At 64.6% G+C, this 21,745-nt stretch carries 19 protein-coding genes; 5 read left to right on the top strand and 14 right to left on the bottom strand.

Annotation, left to right across the window (positions count from 1 at the left end):
• Positions 1 to 18: 18 nt before the first annotated feature.
• The 10 genes from ACN0YF_RS10285 to cysG all read right to left on the bottom strand — a co-directional run bounded on the left by ACN0YF_RS10285 (position 19) and on the right by cysG (position 10,665).
• On the bottom strand, positions 19 to 549 hold the full coding sequence (locus tag ACN0YF_RS10285; protein ID WP_417494305.1) for a D-glycero-alpha-D-manno-heptose-1,7-bisphosphate 7-phosphatase: 531 nt from the start codon (positions 547 to 549) through the stop codon (positions 19 to 21).
• Entirely contained in the window at positions 536 to 1,996 is a 1,461-nt protein-coding gene (gene rfaE1, locus ACN0YF_RS10280) for a D-glycero-beta-D-manno-heptose-7-phosphate kinase (protein ID WP_417494304.1), read from the bottom strand. Before rfaE1 ends, ACN0YF_RS10285 begins: the two co-directional genes overlap by 14 nt.
• Positions 1,997 to 2,080: 84 nt before the next feature.
• Positions 2,081 to 3,226: a trans-sulfuration enzyme family protein gene (locus tag ACN0YF_RS10275; protein ID WP_417494303.1), complete on the bottom strand. Its 1,146-nt coding sequence runs from the start codon at positions 3,224 to 3,226 to the stop codon at positions 2,081 to 2,083.
• A gap of 1 nt (position 3,227) precedes the next feature.
• Positions 3,228 to 4,166: a homoserine O-succinyltransferase MetX gene (gene metX / locus ACN0YF_RS10270; RefSeq protein WP_417494302.1), complete on the bottom strand. Its 939-nt coding sequence runs from the start codon at positions 4,164 to 4,166 to the stop codon at positions 3,228 to 3,230.
• A gap of 180 nt (positions 4,167 to 4,346) precedes the next feature.
• Positions 4,347 to 5,189 carry a ferredoxin--NADP reductase gene (locus tag ACN0YF_RS10265; protein WP_417494301.1) on the bottom strand — a complete coding sequence of 281 codons (843 nt, stop codon included), beginning with the start codon at positions 5,187 to 5,189 and terminating at the stop codon, positions 4,347 to 4,349.
• A gap of 36 nt (positions 5,190 to 5,225) precedes the next feature.
• The gene (locus tag ACN0YF_RS10260) at positions 5,226 to 6,260 is read right to left on the bottom strand and encodes a cysteine synthase A (RefSeq protein WP_417482487.1); all 1,035 of its coding nucleotides are present in this window, start codon (positions 6,258 to 6,260) and stop codon (positions 5,226 to 5,228) included.
• Entirely contained in the window at positions 6,257 to 7,363 is a 1,107-nt protein-coding gene (locus ACN0YF_RS10255; RefSeq protein ID WP_417494300.1) for a phosphoadenylyl-sulfate reductase, read from the bottom strand. The genes ACN0YF_RS10260 and ACN0YF_RS10255 overlap by 4 nt, the downstream gene beginning before the upstream one ends.
• A complete protein-coding gene (locus ACN0YF_RS10250; protein ID WP_417494299.1) occupies positions 7,350 to 8,990 on the bottom strand; it encodes a nitrite/sulfite reductase in 1,641 nt (546 codons plus the stop codon). The genes ACN0YF_RS10255 and ACN0YF_RS10250 overlap by 14 nt, the downstream gene beginning before the upstream one ends.
• Positions 8,990 to 9,283 carry a DUF2849 domain-containing protein gene (locus ACN0YF_RS10245; protein ID WP_417482490.1) on the bottom strand — a complete coding sequence of 98 codons (294 nt, stop codon included), beginning with the start codon at positions 9,281 to 9,283 and terminating at the stop codon, positions 8,990 to 8,992. The genes ACN0YF_RS10250 and ACN0YF_RS10245 overlap by 1 nt, the downstream gene beginning before the upstream one ends.
• Entirely contained in the window at positions 9,280 to 10,665 is a 1,386-nt protein-coding gene (gene cysG / locus ACN0YF_RS10240; RefSeq protein ID WP_417494298.1) for a siroheme synthase CysG, read from the bottom strand. The genes ACN0YF_RS10245 and cysG overlap by 4 nt, the downstream gene beginning before the upstream one ends.
• A 115-nt stretch (positions 10,666 to 10,780) precedes the next feature.
• On the opposite strand from cysG, the gene gcvA reads away from it, so the two are divergent.
• Positions 10,781 to 11,716, top strand: coding sequence for a transcriptional regulator GcvA (gene gcvA, locus ACN0YF_RS10235; protein WP_417494297.1), 936 nt, complete (start codon positions 10,781 to 10,783; stop codon positions 11,714 to 11,716).
• 18 nt (positions 11,717 to 11,734) lie between these two features.
• On the opposite strand, the gene ACN0YF_RS10230 is transcribed toward gcvA, so the two are convergent.
• Complete coding sequence (locus ACN0YF_RS10230; protein ID WP_417494296.1) at positions 11,735 to 12,451, bottom strand: gamma-glutamyl-gamma-aminobutyrate hydrolase family protein; 717 nt, start codon at positions 12,449 to 12,451, stop codon at positions 11,735 to 11,737.
• Positions 12,451 to 13,731, bottom strand: coding sequence for an ATP-grasp domain-containing protein (locus ACN0YF_RS10225; RefSeq protein WP_417494295.1), 1,281 nt, complete (start codon positions 13,729 to 13,731; stop codon positions 12,451 to 12,453). The genes ACN0YF_RS10230 and ACN0YF_RS10225 overlap by 1 nt, the downstream gene beginning before the upstream one ends.
• Positions 13,732 to 14,047: 316 nt before the next feature.
• Between ACN0YF_RS10225 and ACN0YF_RS10220 the strand changes: the two genes are divergently transcribed.
• The 4 genes from ACN0YF_RS10220 (at position 14,048) to ACN0YF_RS10205 (ending at position 19,102) form a co-directional block, all read left to right on the top strand.
• A complete protein-coding gene (locus ACN0YF_RS10220) occupies positions 14,048 to 15,844 on the top strand; it encodes an FAD-dependent oxidoreductase (RefSeq protein WP_417494294.1) in 1,797 nt (598 codons plus the stop codon).
• Positions 15,841 to 17,670, top strand: coding sequence for a 2-oxoacid:acceptor oxidoreductase subunit alpha (locus ACN0YF_RS10215; RefSeq protein ID WP_417494293.1), 1,830 nt, complete (start codon positions 15,841 to 15,843; stop codon positions 17,668 to 17,670). Before ACN0YF_RS10220 ends, ACN0YF_RS10215 begins: the two co-directional genes overlap by 4 nt.
• Before the next feature lies 1 nt (position 17,671).
• Positions 17,672 to 18,724, top strand: coding sequence for a 2-oxoacid:ferredoxin oxidoreductase subunit beta (locus ACN0YF_RS10210; protein WP_091768625.1), 1,053 nt, complete (start codon positions 17,672 to 17,674; stop codon positions 18,722 to 18,724).
• A 63-nt stretch (positions 18,725 to 18,787) separates the two neighbouring features.
• Complete coding sequence (locus ACN0YF_RS10205) at positions 18,788 to 19,102, top strand: hypothetical protein (RefSeq protein WP_417469192.1); 315 nt, start codon at positions 18,788 to 18,790, stop codon at positions 19,100 to 19,102.
• 941 nt (positions 19,103 to 20,043) lie between these two features.
• Here ACN0YF_RS10205 and ACN0YF_RS10200 read toward each other — a convergent pair.
• Together ACN0YF_RS10200 and ACN0YF_RS10195 are read right to left on the bottom strand one after the other, a co-directional pair.
• Positions 20,044 to 20,679 (bottom strand): peroxiredoxin, encoded by a 636-nt coding sequence (locus ACN0YF_RS10200; RefSeq protein ID WP_417494292.1) that lies wholly within the window; start codon positions 20,677 to 20,679, stop codon positions 20,044 to 20,046.
• Between the two features lie 156 nt (positions 20,680 to 20,835).
• Positions 20,836 to 21,735, bottom strand: coding sequence for a LysR family transcriptional regulator (locus tag ACN0YF_RS10195; RefSeq protein ID WP_417494291.1), 900 nt, complete (start codon positions 21,733 to 21,735; stop codon positions 20,836 to 20,838).
• Between the last annotated feature and the right edge of the window lie 10 nt (positions 21,736 to 21,745).

Raw genomic sequence — 21,745 nt, 5'->3', positions numbered from 1 at the left:
GGGTAGAGAAGCGCGGGGTTACCCCTCCGCCAGAATAATCCCCGCCGCCTCGACCAGATCACCCGCCGTGAACGCCTCAGCCGGCGAAGCCAGCGGGTCATCGGTGATCAGGATCCCGCGCGCGCCGACAGCATCTGCCAGGCCGGTATCGCTGGTCTTGTCGCCGATCACCCAGGCCTGATCGAGTGGCAGGCCGGTCGCCTCGGCGATCTCGAGCGCGAGGCCGGGCGCCGGCTTGCGGCAGTTGCAGCCGTCATCGGGGGCGTGCGGGCACATCCCGATGTGGGCGATCTCGATGCCGTGGGCGGAGAGCATGCTGACGAGGTGGTCATTGACGGTCTCGGCCTGTTCGCGGTCGAACATGCCGCGGCCGATGCCGGACTGGTTGGTGACGATGGCGAGGACGGCGCCGGCATCGCGCAGCGTCGTCAGGCCCTCCAGGGCACCGGGCAGGAATTCCAGACCGGCCGGGTCGGCGAGATATTTGCGGTCGATATTGATCGTGCCGTCGCGGTCGAGCAGGACGAGGAAGGGGTCACGCATCGGCATGGCGGCCGGCGCGGTCAATCGCTGCCGTGGTTGAATGGCCATCAAGCAGGGGGGCCAGCACGACAATGCCGCCGCGCGCGGTCACCACATCGGCACCGACCACGGTCTTGCCGGTGTAGTCGGCGCCCTTGACCAGCACGTCTGGCCTTATCGCGGTGATCGCTTCCAGCGGCGTGTCCTCGTCGAACACCACGACCAGATCGACATCGCGCAGGGCGGCCATGACGATGGCGCGGGCGTGTTCGGTCTGGACCGGACGGTCCGGGCCCTTGAGGCGTTTGACCGAGGCGTCGGAATTGATGGCCACGATGAGCTTGTCGCCCTGCGCCTTCGCGAAGGCCAGAAGGCTGACATGGCCGGGATGGAGGAGATCGAAACAGCCATTGGTGAAGACGACGCGCTGGCCGCTCGCCTGCCAGTCGCGGCAGGCTTTCGCGGCGCCCGCGAGATCGACAATCTTGTCGGTGCCGGTGCCGCCGGCATGCAGCGTACGGTGCAGCTCCGCCGCGCTGACCGTGGCGGTGCCGACCTTGCCGACGACAATGCCGGCGGCGCGATTGGCCAGTTCGGCGGCGATCTCGATCGGCGCCTTGCAGGCCAGCGCCAGGGCCAGCGCTGCAACGACGGTATCGCCGGCACCGGACACATCGAACACTTCGCGCGCGGCGGTTGGCATGTGGTGGATGGTGCCGTCGAAGGAGCGCACCGTCATGCCCTGCGGGCCGCGCGTGATGACCACGACGGGGCATTCGGTCTGCTGCGCGATCAGAGCGGCGGCCTCGGCGGCGCCGGCATCACTGTGACAGTCCAGCCCGGTGGCCTCTTCGGCTTCCTTGGCATTGGGGGTGATCACGGTGGCACCGTGATAGCGGGCGAGATCGCGCGATTTCGGATCGACGATCACCGGCAGGCCGCGCGCCCGGGCCATGGCGGCGGCGCGGGCAATGGTCGGGCGCGACAGGACCCCTTTCGCATAGTCCGACAGGATCAGCGCCGCGGCGCCCTCCAGCTGGGCATCGAGATGGGTGAACAGGTCCTCGACCGTGGCCTCGGGCAGCTCGACGATATCTTCCTCATCGACGCGCAGCATTTGCTGATTCTTGGCGACGAAGCGGTTCTTGACGGCGGTGCGCGCCGCATCGGTCCGGGCCAGATGCGGGGTGAGGCCGGGTGTGTCGTCGGCGGCCGCGATCAGGGCGAGGCCGGCACTGTCATGGCCGATGGCACCGATCAGCGCGGCCTTGCCGCCGAGGCTGGCGATATTGCGCGCGACATTGCCGGCACCGCCCACCATTTCCTCGACCCGCTGGGCGAGGAAGACCGGGGCCGGTGCTTCCGGCGAGATGCGGTTGCAATCGCCAAACGTATAGCGGTCGAGCATGACATCGCCGAACACGACGAGCTTCACGCCGGCAAAGGCGTCAATCCATTCGCTCTGTCTGGACATGCAAACCCCTGGCCCTGTTGCGGATCGTCAAACGCGTTTGAACGTCAAGGTATAGGGCGAGGCGTGGCCGAGTGAAAGGCCCGGCTACGGGGCCAGTGCGGCGTCGAGATCGGCGATCAGGTCGGCGGGCGCTTCCAGGCCGATGGAGAGGCGGATCAGACTGTCGGAAATCCCTGCCTCGGCGCGCGCCTGCGGCGTCATTGCGGCATGGGTCATCAGGGCCGGGATATTGACCAGGCTCTCCACCCCGCCAAGCGATTGCGCCAGGGTGAAAATCTGTAGCCGCCGCACGACATCGCGGGCATCGGCTACATGATCGGCCAGCTGGATCGAGATCAATTGCCCGAACCCGTCCTGCTGGCGGCTGGCGAGCTCATGCCCGGGATGGCCGGGCAGGCCGGGAAAATCGACGCTGGCAATGCGCGGATCGGCGGCGAGCCAGGCGGCGATCTCCTCCGCGCTCTCGCACTGGGCCTTCGCCCTTAGCGCCAGGGTGCGCAGGCCGCGCAGGGCGAGATAGCTGTCGAAGGCACCGCCGCCGACACCGGCGCAATTGGTCCACCAGATGAGGTTCGCCAGCTTGTCGGCATCGGCCACGCAGACCACGCCGCCGACCATGTCGGAATGGCCATTGAGGAGCTTGGTCACCGACTGCACCGAATAGTCCGCGCCATGATCGAGGGGCCGCTGCAGGGCTGGCGAGAGCACGGTATTGTCGACGGCGAGTTCGGCCCCGGCGGCATGGGCGAGATCGGCAATGGCGCGCAGATCGGAAATGCGCAGGCGCGGATTGGACGGGGTCTCCACCAGCACCAGGGCGGTGGGCTCGGTGAGGGCAGCGGCGACGGCATCCGTGTCTGAAGTTTCGACATAGACCGGCACCAGACGCCCGCCACGGCCCCGCGCATCGAGCAGGCGGCGCGTACCGCCATAGGCGTCATGGGAACAGATCACCCGCGCACCAAAGGGCAGGTCGTGCAGCAGGAGGTCGATCGCCGCCATGCCGGAACAGGTCACCACGGCGCCGGCGGCGTGTTCCAGCTCGGCGATGGCGGCGGCGAGGGTCGAGCGTCCGGGATTGCCGGTGCGGGCATAGTCGAAGGCCGGCTGCACCGCCGGATCCTCGCGGCGATAGGCGGTCGAGAGCGAAATCGGCGGAATGACAGCATTCCAGGTCGCGTCGGTATTGAGGCCGGCGCGGACGGCGGCTGTTCTGGGGTCGCGGGCCATGTCAGCCTCCGATGAAGCGGGTGATGGCGGCGGAAATCTCGGCGTCTTCCTTGAGGAAGGCGTCATGGCCATAGAGCGAGTGGATGCGTTCCAGCTTGCCCAGCGGCGTGGCGCGGGCGGCTTCGGCGACTTGTTCCGGCGGCACGAGCTGGTCCTCGACCACGGCGAGATAGGTGACCGGACAATCGATACGCGCCGGGTCGATCTCGTGCGCGTCCATCGAGCGCGACAGGGCGAGAAAGCGTTGCGGCGTCACCCGTTCGGCAAATTCGCGGCCGCGCGCCTCGAGATAGGCACACACCCCATTGGCATCGCGGCAGCCTGGCTCGGGGTCATAGAAGCGGGATTCCAGTTCGATCGGGGTGCGATAGGTGGTCATGGCCAGGCGGCGCGCCAGATCGAGCCCGGCGCGGCCATCGCTATGCTTCAAATCAAGCTCCACTGTGTCGCGCTGGATCGAACGCCAGGCCTTGGCCATGGCCGAGGCGCGATGGGCGGCGCTGATGACGAGGAGTTTTTCGACCCGCTCCGGCGCCAGGATCGCCAGGGCCAGGCCGATCATGCCGCCATAGGAGGCACCGACAATCGAGAAGCGGCTGATCCCGGCTGCGTCGGCCAGTGCGAGAATGGCGCGGGCCTGGTCGGTGGTGGTGGGGAAGGGTTTGACCGGGTCGGCGAGGAAATCGAAGGAGAGGATGCGCAGATTATCCGTGTCGAGGGCACGGCCCGGTCCGGCCTGGGCTGACCACCAGCCGGGCTCGTCATGGCTCGCAGCCACGGCCCGGTCGGCGGAGATCCCGCCGAGGACCAGGCAGACCGGTGCGCCGTCCGGCCCGGTCAGGCGTCCGGTGACGCGTGCGGGGGAGCCCTTGGCGCACAACAGGCTGGCCGAGAGGGAGCGCACGGGCGCTTCGATCGATTGTCGCAGGAGAGTCGGCATGCTGAATTCCGCTGGCGGAACAAGCCGGACGCCGATCAGGGGTCGAAGCGGCGCAGGGGAATACCCGGGGGGAGGGACCCCGACGCCGCATTCGATCCGCTTTAGCCGCACTTATTCCGCGCCCGCAAGCTGAACATCAAATCGGCGCGACTTCACATATAAAGATATGTTTATGTGTTGTCAATCGATCGAGACAAAAGCCTTCTCGATCACGAAATCGGCCGGGGCCGCATTCGAGCCTTCGACGAAACCGGCATCGAGGCAGATCTGTTTGACGTCCTTCAATAGCCCTTCCGAGCCACAGATCATCACCCGGTCAACCGCAGGATCGAGCGCGGGGACGCCGAGGCGGGTATAGAGTTCACCGGACTTCATCATATCGGTGACGCGGCCCTTCACCGGGCCGTCTTCGCGGGTCACGGAGGTGAAGTGGACCAGTTTCTCGGAGGCCATCTCGCCAATCAACTCATCCTGTTTGGTGGCGGCCACCAGTTCCTCGCCATAGGTCAGCTCGGCGATCTGGCGGCAGGTATGGGTCAGGATGACCTCGTCGAATTTCTCATAGGTCTCCGGATCGCGGATCAGGCTGGCAAAGGGCGCGATGCCGGTGCCGGTCGAGATCATGTAGAGGCGCTTGCCGGGCTTGAGCGCATCGAGCACCAGCGTGCCGGTCGGCTTGCGCCCGAGCAGGACTTCATCGCCGGGCTGGATGTGTTGCAGGCGCGAGGTCAGCGGACCGTCGGCCACCTTGATCGAATAGAAGTCGAGCGCTTCGTCCCAGAAGGGGCTGGCGATGGAATAGGCGCGCAGGAGCGGCTTCCCGTCCTCTCGTGGCAGGCCGATCATGACGAATTCGCCAGAGCGGAAACGGAAGGCCGCCGGCCGCGTGATGCGGAAGGAGAACAGCCGGTCGGTAAAATGCTTGACCTCCAGCACCGTCTCGACCGTGAACGGGCCGGGCTTGGCGGAGACGGCATTCTTCGCAGGAGCGGGTGTGGCGGGCACGGGTGCGGTCATCGTCATTGTCTTTGCAGCTTTGATTTTGGAGGCGTGCGGGCGTCAGGCCGTGGCGTCGGTATCGGACCAGGGCGGCACGGGCAAGCCCCGGCTGGCGAGGAATTCCGGGTTGAACAGCTTGCCGGCATAGCGCGCACCGACATCGCACAACATGGTGACGATGGTCTTGCCCGGGCCGAGATCGCGCGCCATGCGCATGGCACCGGCGATATTCACCCCGGCCGAACCACCCAGTGACAGGCCTTCATGGCGCACCAGGTCATAGAGGATGGGCAGCATTTCCGCGTCTTCGATCCGGTAGGCATGGTCGACTTTCAGGCCTTCCAGATTGCCGGTGATGCGGTTGACGCCAATGCCCTCGGTGATCGAGGAGCCTTCGCCGCGCAGCTCGCCCTGGGTGTAATAGCTGTACAGCGCCGCACCGGCCGGATCGGCCACGCCGATGGCGATCTCAGGCTTGAATGTGCGCAGGCTGGCGGCGGTGCCGGCGAGGGTGCCACCAGTGCCGGCCGCGCAGATGAAGCCGTCAATACGGCCGCCCGTCTGCTGCCAGATCTCCGGCCCGGTCGATTTCTCGTGGGCGCGGCGATTGGCGAGATTGTCGAACTGATTGGCCCAGATCGCACCGGCCGGATTGCTCTCATTGAGCTCCTCGGCGAGGCGGCGGGAATAATGGACGAAATGATTGGGACTCGAGAAGGGGGCCGCATCGACCTCGATCAGACGGGCGCCAAAGGAGCGGATCGCCTGCTTCTTCTCATCGCTCTGGGTGCGCGGCATCACGATGATCACCGGATAGCCCAGCGCACCGCCGACCAGGGCCAGACCGATACCGGTATTGCCGGCCGTGCCTTCCACAATGGTGCCGCCGGGACGCAGCGTGCCGTCGGCTTCCGCTTCGCGCACGATATTGAGCGCGGCGCGATCCTTCACGGAGCCGCCGGGATTGAGGAATTCGGCCTTGCCGAGAATCTCGCAACCGGTGGCCGCCGAGGGGCCGTCCAGCCGGATCAATGGGGTCGAGCCGATCAGATCGAGAATATGCGAATAGGCCACGAAGCCGTCCTTTTCAGTCATTCTGCAGCCGCACGCGAAGGCGCATGGATGCCGCATTCGGTCTTGTTCTGCCCGGGCCAGCGACCGGCCCGGATGCCGTCATCATCCTGCGCCGGTGCGGTGCAGGTCCAGCAGCCGATCGAGGCATACCCCATATCGGTCAACGGGTGTCGCGGCAAATCGAAGCGGTGGAAATAGGCCTTGATCTCGGTCCCGGTCCAGCTCGCGAGCGGATTGACCCGCACGCGGCCATCAATGCGTTCCACCACGGGCAGGACCAGGCGGTCGCCGCCATGGAAACGCTTGCGGCCGGTGATCAGCGCATCGAAATCACCCAGTGCCCGGTTCAGTGGACGCACCTTGCGCAGGGCGCAGCAGGCATCGGCATCACGGCGCCACAGCTTGTCGTCGGGATCCTCGGCCAGGGTCTCGGCAGCGTCGGGGCGCAGATTGCGCACATCCTTGAGGCCGAGCCGCTCGACCAGGGTGCGGCGGTATTGCTCGGTCTGGGCGAAATGACGGCCGGTATCGAGGAAGAAGACCGGCGTTGACGGATCGACGCGGGCGACCATGTGCAGGCCAACCGCCGCCTCGGCGCCGAAGGAGGAGAGGATGGCAATGCGGCCCTTCCAGGTCGTGTTGAGCGCATCGCGCAGGATGTCGAGCGCCTCGCTCTGGCGGTAGCGCGCATTGAGCCGGGCGAGATCATCGCCCGCCGGATTGCGCAGGGCCGGGATGGTCGGCAGCGAGTCATTGGCCGGCTGATAGACGACCGAGAAGCGCCGTTCGGCCCGGCCCCAGTCCTCGGCAAGATCGGTGCGGTCGGGCGTGATGATGTCGAAGCCGACACGTTTGAGAAATTGCGCCTGGTCCGGGATCAGATCACCGACGGCGCGCAGGCGGCCGCCATAGCCCAGCCGGGTGCGCAATTGCGACGCCAGGGTGAAGCCGCGCCCGTCCTTGAAGCTGGGAAAGCGGATATCGACCTGCACCGCGCCGCGGATCTCGTCGGCGGCGGTGCGCCAGTCGGCATCGCCGGGCAGTTCAACGATCACCCCGCCGCCCGAGGCCAGCTGGGCCTCGATACTGCGGTCCGTGTCGGTCGCGAGATCATTGCGCAACATAGATGGCCTCCTTGAAGGCGTCGCTGCCGGTCCGGCGCAGGGTTTCGATGAAGGTCTCGTCCTCGCCGTTTCGCAGCTGGAGATAGGTTTCGAGAATGCGGGCAATCGCGTCGGGCACATCATCGCCGGCCAGGCCCTTGCCAACGATATTGCCGATGGCGGCATCCTTGCCGAAGGCCCCGCCGAGCGTGATCTGGTAATATTCCTCGCCGCGCTTATCGAGGCCGAGCACACCGATATTGGCGACATGGTGATGGCCGCAGGCATTGATGCAGCCATCGACCTTGATCGTGACCTTGCCGGCCGCCTCGCTCAGCCCGGCCGCCTCAACCCGCTCGCTGATCGCCTGGGCAATCGGGATCGAACGCGCCGTGGCGAGGCTGCAATAGTCCATGCCGGGGCAGGAGACGATATCGGTCGCAAGCCCGGCATTGGGCGTCGCCAGACCGGCCGTCTTGAGCGCCAGCCACACCGCGTGCAGATCCTCATTGCGGACATGCGGTAAAAGCAGATTCTGTTCCGGCGTGGCGCGGATTTCGTCGAGACCATAGCGCTCGGTGAGATCGGCAATGATGTCGAGCTGTTCGGCAGTGGCATCGCCGGGCGTGCCGCCGACCGGTTTCAGCGAAATGACGACGCTGGACAGCCCCGCCACCTTGTGGTCGCGGCGATTGCGCCTGAGCCATTGGCGAAAGCCCGGCTCGCCGGCCTCGGGCAGGGGCGCGGGATGATCGATCGACGGCGTGTCGAAAAAACTGCGGATGCGGGCGATTTCCGCGTCCGGCAATTGCAGCTCGCTTTCGCGGATGGCCTCGAACTCCTCCTCGACCTCGGCGATGAAGGCCTCGGCACCGAGCGCTTCGACCAGGATCTTGATGCGCGCCTTGTACATGTTGTCGCGGCGGCCATGCTGGTTGTAGACGCGCAGCACGGCGGTCAGATAGCTCAGCAGGTCGCGTGCCTCGAGGAAGTCGCGCGTCTTGACGGCCAGGCGCGGCGTGCGGCCCTGGCCACCACCGACCCAGACCTCGAACCCCGTCTCGCCGGCTTCATTGCGCACGATCTGCAGGCCGATATCGTGGACGCGCAGGCCGGCACGATCCTCGGCGGCGCCATTGACGGCGACCTTGAACTTGCGCGGCAGGAAGGTGAATTCCGGGTGCAGGCTCGACCATTGCCGGATGATCTCGCCCCAGGGGCGGCCATCCTCCAGCTCGTCGGCGGCGGCTCCGGAATAGGGGTCGGCCGTGGTGTTTCGGATGCAATTGCCCGAGGTCTGGATGGCGTGCATCTCGACATCGGCGAGCGCTTCGAGAATCTCGGGCACATCGGTCAGGGCCGGCCAGTTGAACTGGATATTGGTGCGCGTGGTGAAATGGCCATAGCCGCGATCATATTTGCGCGCGATGCGCGCCAGGGTGCGAACCTGGGCGCTGTTGAGCGTGCCATAGGGGATGGCGACGCGCAGCATATAGGCGTGGAGCTGGAGATAGACGCCATTCATCAGGCGCAGCGGCTTGAACTCGTCCTCGCTCAGGCGGCCATCGAGACGGCGCTCGATCTGGTCGCGAAACTCGGCGATGCGTTCACGCACCAGCGTCGCGTCATATTCATCATAGCGATACATCAGGCGGCCCGTTCAATCGCTGCGGGCTGAACCTGCCGCGCCGTGCCCGTTGTCGGCCCGCCAATGCGGATGCCTTCACGGCGCCATTTCTGGCCGGCGGGGGCACCGTCGCCGAGTTCGATCAGATAGGGGCCAACGGCTATCGCGAATTCGGATTCCGCAGCGGCGAGCACGGCCTCGGCCTCATCATCGATGAGTGGCGCTGCGTCCTCGAAACGGGTCGACCACTGGCCTTGCGCGGTGCGATAGATGACGCGGCCGTCGGTGAGGCGATTGGCGGTGATGGCTTTCATGCGAATTGCTCCTGACGCTGGGGCAGGCGGGCGGAAAAGGCCGCCGTTTCGCCGATAATGATGATGGTCGGGCCGCTGATCGCTTCGCGCACCACCAGCCCGGCGAGATCGCCCAGCGTGCCGGTGAAACGGCGCTCGGCATCGCTTGAGCCGTTCTCGATCAGGGCGATGGGTGTTTGCGGTGCGCGGCCATGGGCGAGCATCTTGCTCTGGATCTCAGGGGCGGCACCGACACCCATATAGAAGACGGCGGTGCTGTTGGGGGCCGAGAGGGCGCGATAGTCCGCATCGGGTCCGTCCTGCTTGACGACGCCGGAGGCGAAGGTCACCGATTGGGCATGGTCGCGATGGGTCAGCGGAATGCCGGCCGAGGCGGCGCAGGCCATGGCGGCGGTGATGCCCGGCGTCACCTGGACCTCGATCCCCGCCGCGCGCACGGCTTCAAGCTCTTCGCCGCCACGCCCGAAAATGAAGGGGTCGCCGCCCTTGAGGCGCACCACGCGCAGGCCCCTGGCCGCGTGCTCGATCAGAATGTCTTCGATGGATTCTTGCGGCACCGGGTGATGCCCCTTGGTCTTGCCGACATCGATGCGGATCGCGTCGCGGCGGGCGAGATCGAGCACACCGGCGCTGACGAGGCGGTCATGCACAACTACATCGGCTTCGCGCAGCAGGCGCGCTGCCTTCAGCGTCAACAGATCGGGATCGCCCGGGCCGGCACCGACCAGATGGACAATGCCTGTCGCAGGCTCGGCTGTGCCATTGAGGGCGCGCAACATCTCGCGGCGGGCACCAATCCTGTCACCGGACAGCGCCAGATCGCGGGCCTTGCCGCGCAGGGCGTTTTCCCAGAAGGCGCGGCGGTCGTCGAAGCGCCTGATGACGGATTTGACCGTGCCGCGCAGCTCGCGGGCGAGATCGGCCAGCACGCCGATGCGGGCCGGGACAAGGGTCTCGATGGCGGCGCGGATATCGACCGACAGCACCGGCGCAGCGCCCCCCGAAGCGATGGAGATCACGATACCGTCGCGGTCGACAATCGCCGGGGTCTGGAAATCGGAGGCGGCGGGCGAGTCGACGATATTGACCAGTACGCCCAGTTCGCGGGCCGTGGTGGCCAGTTCGGCAATCGCCTTGTCCTCGCCACCGGCAATGAAAAGCAACATCGCGCCATGAAGGTCAGACCGGATCGGCTCCCGGCTCATAACCTTTGCATACTGGGCAATATCCGCAGGTACAGGATCGGATGCCTCGCCGGTGAACCACATCAACCGGGCTGGGGAGGTGACAAACAGGCGTGCCTTGGCTTCGGCCATCGGGCCATGGCCCGTGACGATCACCGTACGGCCTTCCAAGGGCATGGAGGCTGGGAAAACACGCATCTGACAAATCCAATCCTGCGCCTTCATGGCGCGACACCTGCAATATTTCTATTGGGTGACCCGAATTCAAACGATGATTATTGCCATTTCTGATTAGAAAAACTAAACAATGATCATGGCCCAGACCTCTCGCCTTCCCCCGCTCAATGCCCTGCGTGCCTTCGAGGCAGCCGCGAGGCTTGAAAGCTTTTCCCGCGCAGCCGACGAACTGGCCGTCACGCCCGGTGCGATCAGTCAGCAGATCCGCCTGCTGGAGGAACATGTCGGCACGCCGCTCTTCACCCGTCAGGGCCGCGGCCTCGCCCTGACCGATGCCGGCCGCGCCGCCGCCAATACCGCCAGCGATGCCTTCGACATGCTCGAACGCGCCGTATCCCTGATGCGGCGCCCGGCGATGAAGCGCAGCCTCACCGTATCGGTCTCACCCTCCTTCGCCGGCAAATGGCTGGCCCCGCGCCTGCACCGTTTCCAGGACGCGCATCCGGGCATCGAGGTCTGGATCTCCGCCGCCAGCGAACGCGTCGACCTCGCCGCCGGCGCCGCCGATCTGGCGATCCGCTATGGTCCGGGCGGCGACATGACGCTGAATGAAGAACGCCTGCTGACCGAGGAGGTGCTGCCGGTTTGCTCGCCCGACCTCCTGCATGACGGCAAACCCCTGGTGCGCCCGCGCGATCTGGCCGGCCACACCCTGCTGCACGACGCCTCGCCGGAAAGCGATGTCGACGGCGCCGACTGGGCCTCCTGGCTCAAGGCGCGGCGGGTGCGCGGCATCGATGTCTCCGGCGGCGTGCGTTTCAACCAGTCCGCCCTGGTGATCGACAGCGCCGTCGCCGGCCGCGGCGTGGCGCTGGCCAAACGCACCCTGGTCCAGAACGATCTCGCCGCCGGCCGCCTGGTCGCGCTCTTCGCCGACGGTGCCTCACCGGTGCGCTCGGCCTATCAGGTCGTGACGGCGAAGAACCGGCCCCTGAGCGCCGATGCGCAGAGCTTCATCGCCTGGCTGAAGGCCGAGGCGCGGCATCATGAGAGTTCGGTGGATGAGTTGTGAGGGGGTAATCTCCCAAAATCACAACAAATTATTCCCCCGGCACTGATCCACGAAATAGCGAAACAGCGCCCTTGCCGTGGCCTGGTGCAGCAGCAGCTCGGGGTGATATTGCACGCCCATGCGCAGGGCGGGCGCGTCGGCCTCGATCGCCTGGATGCCGTCGCTGGCGCGTTCGTGGGCGACGACGGTGAAGCCGGGCGCCGGGGTGCGCACGGCCTGGCGGTGCAGGCTGTTGACCTCGAGTTCCGTGGCGCCGGTGGCCGCTTCGAGATGAGAGCCGGGTTTGATCCGGATCGGCTTGCGGAAGATGACGTATTCGATGGCCGTGGTGGGCCAGGTTGCGACCAGGTCCGGGTCGAGGGTCTGGTGCAGATCGCCGCCGGCATGGACGTTGAGCATTTGCAGGCCGCGGCAGATGCCAAAGGCCGGAATGTGGGCATGATCGGCCCAGTCCATCCAGGAGAATTCGAGATGGTCGCGGTCATGATCGAACTCGGATTCAAAGCTCTCATCACCGTCATAGCGGGTCGGGTGGATATCGAGCCCGCCGCTCAGCAACAGGCCGTCAGGCCGCTCGCCATGCCAGTCCTCGAACGGTGCCGTGATCCGGACCGAGCGGCCGCCAGCGAGGAAAATCGCCAGGCGCAACAGCCAGGCGACGCCGTGATCGCCACGCGTAGCGGCGGTGAAGCCGATCAGCGGTTTTCGCGGACGCGCCGCCACATCGCCGGTCACTATTTGACCTCGGCCGGCAGGCGGCCGTGGCGCAGCAGATGTGACAGGATGAAGAGCGTGCCCAGGGCGACACTGCCCGCCTCGTCGGCGCGGATATCGGTCTGGGCGTGCTTGCCGCGCTCGCCGCGCTCGAGGGCGGCATGGATATCATCCTTCAGGGTCTCGAAATCGGTCATATTGGCCCAGAGATGGCTGATGCGCGCGTGCAGCTTGGTGTCACTGCGCGTCATGCGGTGCCAGCTCTCCTCGATCTGGGCGAAATACTCCGCATCGTCGAGGCTGGTCCCGGTGAGGCCGGCCAGCCAGACCAGCGGGAGTTTGGAGCGATAGCCGATTTGCGGCTTGCCGGGCTCGGGCAGGGGCTCGCCGAGGCTCTGCAGGGCCAGCAGAAGCGGGTAATCGATGCCGGAATGGACCGAATGGGTGATGCCGGCCCACAGGCGCGGATTGATCTCGATCAGTTCGGGCGCGTGATCGGACTCGCCGGTCCAGCGGAAATCGGCCTGCAGCGTGCCGGTCCAGCCGGAACACTCGACCAGGCGCTGCATGGCCGGCTCGAACGGGGTGGCCAGCACGGTTTCGCGCAGGGCGCCGGCGCCATTGTGCGGCGGGTATTGTTCCAGATTGCGATAGGCGGAGAGAGCGAAGACACGTTTCCCGTCGGCCATCGCCGTGACGCAGTAATCCTCGCCGGGCACCAGGGCCTGCAGCAATTGCGTGCCCTTGCGGTGGGTCAGCTCGTGTTCCAGCGCCTTGGCGGTTTCCACCATCAGCACGCCGCGCCCGCCATTGCCCTGCGCCGGCTTGATGATCAGCGGCGGGCTGTTGCGGAAGTCTCTTTCGCCGGGCCGGAGCGGGGCCTCGAACACATCGGTGACCGGGGCCGGCACGTCCCAGCTCTCAAGTGAATGCGCCAGCCGGTCCTTGGGATCGACCTGGTCAATCGCCTCGGCCGGCGAGGCCGCGATGACGACCCCTTCGGCAAAGCGGTCGCGGTGCTGGGCCAGGAGTGAGGCATCCTCGAAGACCGGCATGATCAGCACCGGCCCCTCATCGATGAATTCCCGGCTCAGTTTGGCCAGCGCCTCCACATAGTCCTCCGGCGCCGCGCCGGGGTCGGGCACGCGCCGGTTGTCGTCGCAGAGCTTGGAAAAGCCCAGCACCGTCCATTCGACACTGTCGACGCCGATCAGCCGGCCCGCGATGGGCCGCAGGGACTGGCCCACGGTCAGCGCCATCAGGGAGCGGGCATAGGTGATGATGATGGTCGGTTTCGACATGCGCGCGCCCTTGTGGGTTGGGGTGAAGCGCAAAACTAGCATGGATTCGGCCGCCGCAACGAATGGCGCGATCTGTGATCCCTGCGGGGTGGAACTCACGCATCACGTTTGTTCTGCGGTCCTCCGACCTGTCGCCTCGATTATCTGCAAACGCCTCTCACCCGCAAACATACTGCGTTCGCCTGCGGCGTTTTCAGGCGAAACAGCTTGACCCCCATGGCCAAGAAGATGTGAGAATGGCTCCCAATAAGGGGCGGCTCCCACGGGATGCGACCTCAGGCAAAACCGGAGCCTGGCTCCGAGGGGGAAGCGCACTATGAAGCCGACCAATACCGGCGATCCCGATTATTTCCACAAGGTTGTTGATTGCCAGTGGGCCTGCCCGGCCCATACGCCGGTCCCGGAATATATCCGGCTGATCGCGCAAGGCGAGTTCACCGAGGCCTATATGGTCAATCGGCGTTCCAATGTATTCCCCGGCATTCTCGGCCGCGTCTGTGACCGGCCGTGCGAACCGGCCTGCCGCCGCGGGCGTGTCGAGGAAGAGCCGGTCGCGATCTGCCGCCTCAAGCGCGTCGCCGCCGACCATCGCGACGAGGTCGCGCATCTGGTGCCGCAAAAGCCGGAAAACTCCAACGGCAAGAAGATCGCGCTGATCGGGGCAGGCCCCGCCTCGCTGACCGTCGCCAATGATCTGGCGCCGCTGGGGTATGAATGCACCATCTTTGAAGCCATGCACCGCCCCGGCGGGCTGATGATCTCCAACATCCCCTCCTTCCGCCTGCCGGAAGAAGTGCTGGATGAGGAGATCGGCTATATCCTCAATATGGGCGTCGACCTGAAGCTCAATCACCGCATCGAGAGCATGAAGGCCATGCTCGAGGCGGATTATGACGCCATTTTCATCGGCTCCGGCGCGCCCAAGGGCAAGGACCTGCACATCGAGGGCCGCGAGGAGGCCGATGCCAATATCCATATCGGTATTGACTGGCTGGAAAGCGTCGCCTTCGAGCATATCGAGAAGATCGGCAAGAAGGTCCTGATCATCGGCGTCGGCAATACGGCGATGGATTGCTGCCGCTCCTCGCTGCGGCTGGGCGCTGACGACGTCAAGGTGATGGCGCGCAAGCCGCGCGAATTCTTCAAGGCCTCGCCCTGGGAACTCGAAGACGCCGAGGACGAAAATGTCGAGATCCTCGTCAATCATTCGCCCAAGCGTTTCGTGACCGAGAACGGCAAGCTCGTCGGCATGGAATTCGAGCTGATGGAGTATGATCTCGATGCGCGCGGCAATATCACCGCGACGCGCACCACCGGCACCAAGATCATCCCCTGCGACGATGTCATCCTGGCGATCGGCCAGGAAAATGCCTTCCCCTGGATCGAGCGCGATATCGGTATCGAGTTCGACAAATGGGGCGTGCCGATTGTCGACACCACCACCTATCAATCCACCGTTCCCGGCGTCTTCTTCGGCGGCGACAGTGCCTTCGGGCCCAAGAATATCATCTGGGCTGTCGAGCATGGTCACCAGGCGGCGATCTCGATCCACAAGCATTGCGAGAAAACCGATCTGGCGACACGCATGCCGCGCGGCGTCAATCTCAACTCGGCCAAGATGGGCGTCAATGAGTGGATGTATTCCAACGACTATGAGCGTGGCCATCGCGGTGTGATGCCGCTGGTGGAGCTCAAGGCGCGGCTCGGCAATCGCAAGACCGAAGTGGAAATGGGCTATACCGCCGAGCAGATCGTCACCGAGGTGCAGCGCTGTCTCAATTGCGATGTCCAGACCGTGTTCGATCCGCCGCTTTGCAAGGAGTGCGATGCCTGTCTGGATATCTGCCCGGTCGATTGCCTCTCCATTGTCGAGAATGGCGATGAGGCCGAATTGCGCAGCCGTCTCAAGGCGCCGGCGGAAAATCTCGACCAGGCACTCTTCGTCTCCGCCCCGCTCAAGGATACCGGCCGCGTGATGGTCAAGGACGAGGATCTCTGCCTGCATTGCGGACTGTGCGCCGAGCGCTGCCCGACCGCCGCCTGGGACATGCAGGACGGTGATATTCTCATTCCTCACGTTGCCGAGGAAGCACGGAGCATCGCGGCCGAATGAAGGACATCGTGGACACCATGGCGGATATCCGCATCAACGACTTTGTCATCAAGATCGGCAATGTGAACGGCACCGGCTCGGCCAGTGCCAATGGCCTGCTGATGAAGGCGATCTTCCGCATGGGCGTGCCCGTGGTCGGCAAGAACCTGTTCCCATCCAACATCCAGGGCCTGCCGACCTGGTTCGAGATCCGCGTCACCAAGGACGCCTATATGGCCCGGTCCGGCTCGGCCGATTTCGTCGTCGCGATGAATGCCGAGACCTACAAGCGTGATCTCGCCGAAGTCTCGCCGGGCGGCTATCTGCTCTATGATTCCACCTGGCCGCGCCCGGAACTGCATGCCCGCGAGGACATCACTGCCATTGGCGTGCCGCTGGCGCGCCTGTGCAATGCCAAGTTCGACAATGCCCGCACCCGCGTGCTGATGAAGAATATGGCCTATGTCGGCGCCGTTGCCGGTCTGACCGGGATCGATGTCGAGATCATCCGCGCCATGGTCGAGGAGATGTTCGGGGCCAAGCCGCACCTGATCGAGGCCAATATGACCGCGATCAATCTCGGCCTCGACTATGTCCGCGAACATTATCCCGATCCGCTGCCGCTGCGGGTCGAGGCGATGGACGCGACAAAGGGCCATGTCCTGATCGACGGCAATACGGCCGCCGCCCTGGGCTGTGTCTATGCCGGCGCGACCTTCGGCGCCTGGTATCCGATCACGCCCTCGACCTCGCTGATGGACGGGTTCAAATCCTTCTGCGAGAAATTCCGCGTCGACAAGGATAGCGGCGAGAAGAATTTCTGCATCATCCAGGCCGAGGACGAGCTCGCCTCGATCGGCATGGCCGTCGGTGCCGGCTGGAATGGCGCACGGGCCTTCACGCCGACCTCCGGGCCGGGCATCTCGCTGATGAGCGAATTCATCGGCTTTGCCTATTATTCCGAAGTGCCGGTCGTGCTGTTCAACGTCCAGCGTGCGGGCCCCTCAACCGGCCTGCCGACGCGCACCCAGCAATGCGATCTCACCATGTGCGCCTATGCCAGCCATGGCGACACCAAGCACATCATGCTCTTCCCGGCCAATCCGGCGGAATGCTTCGAGATGGCGGTGCAGTCCTTCGACCTGGCCGAGCGCTATCAGACGCCGGTCTTCTTCATGACCGATCTCGATATCGGCATGAATGACTGGATGATCCCCGAGCTCGAGTGGGATGACAGCTATCAGCCCGATCGCGGCAAGATCCTCTCCGCCGAAGAGCTTGAGGAATTGCCGAAATACTATCGCTATGAAGACCGCGATGGCGACAATATCCCCTACCGCACCGTGCCCGGCGTGCACCCGAAGGGCGCCTACTTCACGCGCGGCTCGGGGCATAACTGGAAGGGCGGCTATACCGAGGACGCGACCGAATACAAGGAAGTGCTCGATCGTCTCACCCGCAAATGGGAAGACTCCGCCGATGCGGTTCCCGGCCCGGTCATCATCGAGGCGAGCAAGCCGACGAAACGCGCCATTATCTCGCTCGGCGGCTGTGACGGCGCCGTGCGCGAGGCGCTCGATCGCCTCTCCGAAAAGGGCATCGAGCTCAATTACATGCGCGTGCGCGGCTTCCCCTTCTCGAGCGAAGTCGAGGCCTTCATGGACAGCCATGACGAGATCTATGTCGTCGAGCAGAACCGTGACGCCCAGCTGCGCGGCCTGCTGATCAACGAGACCTCGGTGGACAAGACCAAGCTCATCCCCGTGCTTGATTATGCCGGCATGGCCGCCAACCCCGCTTTCATCATCGAGGGCGTCACCGCACACCTCGTGGCCGAGGAGGCCTGACATGACCTCAATGTCCAAACCCCTGATCGACAAGCATCTGCCGCGCAACAAGCTGAATCTGACGGTGCGCGATTATGAAGGCTCGATGTCGACCCTGTGTGCCGGTTGTGGCCATGACAGCGTCACCGCCGCCCTGGTCCAGGCCTTCTGGCAACTCGATCTGCCGCCCCACAGCGCCGCCAAGATCTCCGGCATTGGATGTTCGTCCAAGACCACAGCCTATTTCATGGGCCAGTCCCACGGCATCAATTGCGTCCATGGCCGGATGCCCTCGGTCGCGACCGGCGCCAATGCGGTCAATGGCGACCTCCATTATATCGGCATCTCCGGCGATGGAGACAGTCTCTCCATCGGTTTCGGCCAGTTCGCCCACGCCATCCGCCGCAATCTCAACATGCTCTATGTGCTGGAAAACAACGGCGTCTACGGCCTCACCAAAGGCCAGTTCTCGGCCTCGGCCGATATCGGCACCAAGTCCAAGAAGGGCATTGCCAATGAGCAATCGCCGATCGACCCCTGCGTCCAGGCCCTGACGCTTGGCGCCGGCTTCGTGGCGCGCGCCTTCTCCGGCGACAAGTCGCAACTGGTGCCGCTGATCCAGGCCGGCCTGATGCACAAGGGCTTCGCCCTGATCGACGTCATCTCGCCCTGCGTCACCTTCAATGACCATGCCGGCTCGACCAAGAGCTATGCCCACACCTTCAAATACTACCACCCGCTGGTGCACACCGATTTCGTCGCCCATCACGAGGAAATCACCGCCGACACCAGCGAAGGCGGCGCCATCACCGTCACCATGCATGATGGCGGCATCCTCAAACTGCGCAAAACCGACGACGACTACGACCCGCGCGACCGCGCCCAGGCCATCGAAACCCTCCTGCTCGGCGACCGCTCCGGCGAAATCCGCACCGGCCTGCTCTATGTCAACGAGGACATGGCCGACATGCACGCCGCCAACCATTTGCCGAAGACGCCGCTGAATGCGCTGCCGTATGAGGCGTTGACGCCGGGGCGGGCGGCGTTGGCGAAATTGCAGGGGCGGTGGAAGTAGGGGGGGGTGTCAGTGTCGAGCGCGACGTCGATCTCGGTCCAGCTATTGGGTCTCGCGACCGTGATGGTAATGATCTACATCTTGGCGCTCAATTTTGTCATCGGAGAAGACCTGTCAATCGGGAAAATTGCGCTGCTGGCGCTTTTCGTGTTTGCCGACATATCGATTTCCTGGGCTCTGCTGTGGCTCACCAAAAGTTGGCGCAAAGTCCTGCCGTATTGTCTGTTGGTGGCGATGGTTCTCGCCGTGTCAGTGACCCTCGCGCTGGCCCTGGTTCTCGGGATGAATTTGGCATTCCTACATGTCACATTTTCGGTTCTTCCGGTTGTGGCGGCGGCGCAACTCATGATCCGGCTCGGAATGGCATGGATGGTGTGACGGCGCTCCGGACGCCTTCTTTCGTAACACATTTCCAAATCAGTCTTTGTCAGAGTGAAGAGGTAGTGTGTTGCGGGCGCAGAAAGTCTGCCCCCCGCCAACACCACCCCATAAACCTCTTGCCTGCGAGTGGTCCAGCCGGGCTCAACGGCGTCAAGGCCGCCTCCGGCGCCGCTTCGCGGGCATGCGCCTTGACGCCGTTGAGCCCGGCTGGCGAAATCTCGGCATGAGGTCCATGGCGGGGACCGGGCGCCGGGGCCCGTCTTGCACGTGAGGGTGTTTCGGCGTTCCGCATTTCCCAAATCACCAAACCTCTTCCCCCGGACATGCCTGCACCCGCGCATGCGGGTGTTCCGGGGCCTACCAGAGCCTGGAGATTGCTCGCCACTCTCCGGTAGACCCCGGAATTCGCTGCGCTCCTCCGGGGGAAGGTGGTGTGTTGTTTGGAGGTGGGGAGCTTCGATCATGACGGGCACAGACTTGCGCCCAACTAATCCACCCCCACCCATCCCGCGCTATAATCGGGCGAATTTCGCTCTTTGACATGGTTGGCTTCGTCAGAATATCCGTGCAGCCGGAACCCGGCGCCCGGAAACCCTTCCCCTTCAGAATTTCAAAATCTACCCTCTCCAGGACTGGTTCCGGGGACGGAAATCGCCTTGCAACAGGACGTGATGGTTGGGAGAGCGCAAAGCTCCGCCATGGCAGACTCTGCCATTCCATGACAGGCCCTGTCAGTCCGGCAAACGGCCGGATCGCAAGGCCTCACGCGGCCGGGCGCTCCGCAATGGCAGAGTGACAGACTGGCAGACAAGGAATTTGATTAGTGCCGGTGGAGCGGAAGACGGCGCGTTCGGCGGTCAATTCCGGTCGTTTATGGCATAAGTATCATCAGGCGCCGCGGCGGAGGCCTTGCGACCTCCGCCCCGGCTTGTGCTTGATCAGCCCTTGGGCACATCAGTCAGGCGCAGATAGGGACGCACCGTGGTCCAGCCCTGGGGGAAGATGTCCTTGGCGGCATCATCATTGATCGAAGGCGGGATGATGACCTGGTCGCCAGGCGTCCAGTCGGCCGGGGTGGCGATCTTGTATTTGTCGCCGGTCTGCAGCGCGTCGATGACGCGCAGGATCTCATCGAAATTGCGGCCGACACTCATCGGATAGGTCATCATCAGGCGGATTTTCTTGGCCGGATCGATGATGAAGACCGAACGCACGGCAGCAGTGGTGCTCTCGCCGGGATGGATCATGTCAAAGGTCTGGGCGACCTTGTGATCGGCATCGGCGACGATCGGGAATTGCAGATCGGTGTGCTGGGTGTCGTTGACGTCATCAATCCATTTGACGTGTTCGGCGACAGTGTCGGTCGACAGGCCCAGCGGTTTGGTATTGCGCTTCTTGAACTCATCGGCGAGCTGGGAGGTGCGGCCCATTTCGGTGGTGCAGACCGGGGTGAAATCGGCCGGATGGCTGAAGAAGAAGACCCAGCTATCGCCGGCCCATTCATGCAGGCTGATCTCGCCCTTGGTGGTGGCAATGGTAAAATCGGGGGCGGTATCGCCAATCCTGAGTGACATGTCTGTCTCCTGTGCGGGCGCCAATGGTTTGGCGGCGGGTGAATTTGCCGGCTCAGCGCCTCATGCCGCTGGCCATGATCTCTAGATAGGGTTGGGGGCCGGACTTATCAAATTGATTGTGCCCGCCACACCGGTAATCGGGCAATTTCGCGTGGATTATGCAGGTTCTGGTCGGGCCAGTTCCTGCGCCAGGAGATCGAAAACCAGCCGGATCCGGCGGCTGGTATGCAATTCGCGGTGAGTGACCAGCCAGACCGGGACCTCGATCACCGGCAGGCCTGGCAGCACACGCTCGAGGCCCGGATTGAGAGCCGCGAATTCTTCGGTCAGGACGCCGATACCCAGCCCGTTGCGGATCAGTTCGTTCATCACCGGACCGCTGGCGGTATGGAGTTTGAAATTGCCCTCGGTGAGTGGCAGGCCGATCCCCTGGAGGGCGGCGAGGAAGCGCTCATCGCGGTCAAAGCCGATAAAGTCATAGCGGGCGAGGTCAGCAGCGGATTTCGGGCGGCCATGGCGGTCGAGGAAGTCCGGGCTGGCATAAAGACAGGCGCGGGTCTGGCACAGCAGCCTGCCGATCAGCTCACCCTGTTCCGGGCGGGCATGGCGGATCGAGATATCGGCCTCGCGCCGGGTAAGGTCGCGGACATCATTGGAGGCGATGATGTCGAGTTCGATCTCCGGTGCCAGTTGCCGCAGCTTGAGCAGGACAGGCGGCAGGACATGCATCGCCATGGAGTCGGTGGCGGTGAGGGTGACGCGGCCGGCGATCTGCGAGGACTGGCCGGACGCCGTCAGCGAAATGCGGGTCGCCGCCTCGGCCATGGCCCGCACCGGCTCAAGCAGGGCGCGGCCCGGCTCCGTCAGCACCATGGCGCGATGGCCGCGCTCGAACAGGGTGATGCCTAGCGCGTCCTCGAGGGCGGAAATCTGGCGGCTCAGGGTTGGCTGGGTCTGGCCCAGCGCACGGGCGGCAGCCGAAAACGACCCTTCCTCAACGGTGGCGAGAAAGGCGCGGATCTGATTCCAGTCGAAGGCAATGGCGGGCCAGTTCATCTATTTACGT

This window comes from Maricaulis sp. (genome assembly GCF_048270265.1).
Lineage (GTDB): Bacteria > Pseudomonadota > Alphaproteobacteria > Caulobacterales > Maricaulaceae > Maricaulis.
This window is presented reverse-complemented; position numbering and strand designations above follow the sequence as displayed.

Excerpts from the sequence above, each read along its gene's own strand:
- ACN0YF_RS10285 (WP_417494305.1), bottom strand. The coding sequence starts at position 549 with ATGCCGATGCGTGACCCCTTCCTCGTCCTGCTCGACCGCGACGGCACG.
- rfaE1 (WP_417494304.1), bottom strand. The coding sequence starts at position 1,996 with ATGTCCAGACAGAGCGAATGGATTGACGCCTTTGCCGGCGTGAAGCTC.
- ACN0YF_RS10275 (WP_417494303.1), bottom strand. The coding sequence starts at position 3,226 with ATGGCCCGCGACCCCAGAACAGCCGCCGTCCGCGCCGGCCTCAATACC.
- metX (WP_417494302.1), bottom strand. The coding sequence starts at position 4,166 with ATGCCGACTCTCCTGCGACAATCGATCGAAGCGCCCGTGCGCTCCCTC.
- ACN0YF_RS10265 (WP_417494301.1), bottom strand. The coding sequence starts at position 5,189 with ATGACGATGACCGCACCCGTGCCCGCCACACCCGCTCCTGCGAAGAAT.
- ACN0YF_RS10260 (WP_417482487.1), bottom strand. The coding sequence starts at position 6,260 with ATGACTGAAAAGGACGGCTTCGTGGCCTATTCGCATATTCTCGATCTG.
- ACN0YF_RS10255 (WP_417494300.1), bottom strand. The coding sequence starts at position 7,363 with ATGTTGCGCAATGATCTCGCGACCGACACGGACCGCAGTATCGAGGCC.
- ACN0YF_RS10250 (WP_417494299.1), bottom strand. The coding sequence starts at position 8,990 with ATGTATCGCTATGATGAATATGACGCGACGCTGGTGCGTGAACGCATC.
- ACN0YF_RS10245 (WP_417482490.1), bottom strand. The coding sequence starts at position 9,283 with ATGAAAGCCATCACCGCCAATCGCCTCACCGACGGCCGCGTCATCTAT.
- cysG (WP_417494298.1), bottom strand. The coding sequence starts at position 10,665 with ATGCGTGTTTTCCCAGCCTCCATGCCCTTGGAAGGCCGTACGGTGATC.
- gcvA (WP_417494297.1), top strand. The coding sequence starts at position 10,781 with ATGGCCCAGACCTCTCGCCTTCCCCCGCTCAATGCCCTGCGTGCCTTC.
- ACN0YF_RS10225 (WP_417494295.1), bottom strand. The coding sequence starts at position 13,731 with ATGTCGAAACCGACCATCATCATCACCTATGCCCGCTCCCTGATGGCG.
- ACN0YF_RS10220 (WP_417494294.1), top strand. The coding sequence starts at position 14,048 with ATGAAGCCGACCAATACCGGCGATCCCGATTATTTCCACAAGGTTGTT.
- ACN0YF_RS10215 (WP_417494293.1), top strand. The coding sequence starts at position 15,841 with ATGAAGGACATCGTGGACACCATGGCGGATATCCGCATCAACGACTTT.
- ACN0YF_RS10210 (WP_091768625.1), top strand. The coding sequence starts at position 17,672 with ATGACCTCAATGTCCAAACCCCTGATCGACAAGCATCTGCCGCGCAAC.
- ACN0YF_RS10205 (WP_417469192.1), top strand. The coding sequence starts at position 18,788 with ATGGTAATGATCTACATCTTGGCGCTCAATTTTGTCATCGGAGAAGAC.
- ACN0YF_RS10200 (WP_417494292.1), bottom strand. The coding sequence starts at position 20,679 with ATGTCACTCAGGATTGGCGATACCGCCCCCGATTTTACCATTGCCACC.
- ACN0YF_RS10195 (WP_417494291.1), bottom strand. The coding sequence starts at position 21,735 with ATGAACTGGCCCGCCATTGCCTTCGACTGGAATCAGATCCGCGCCTTT.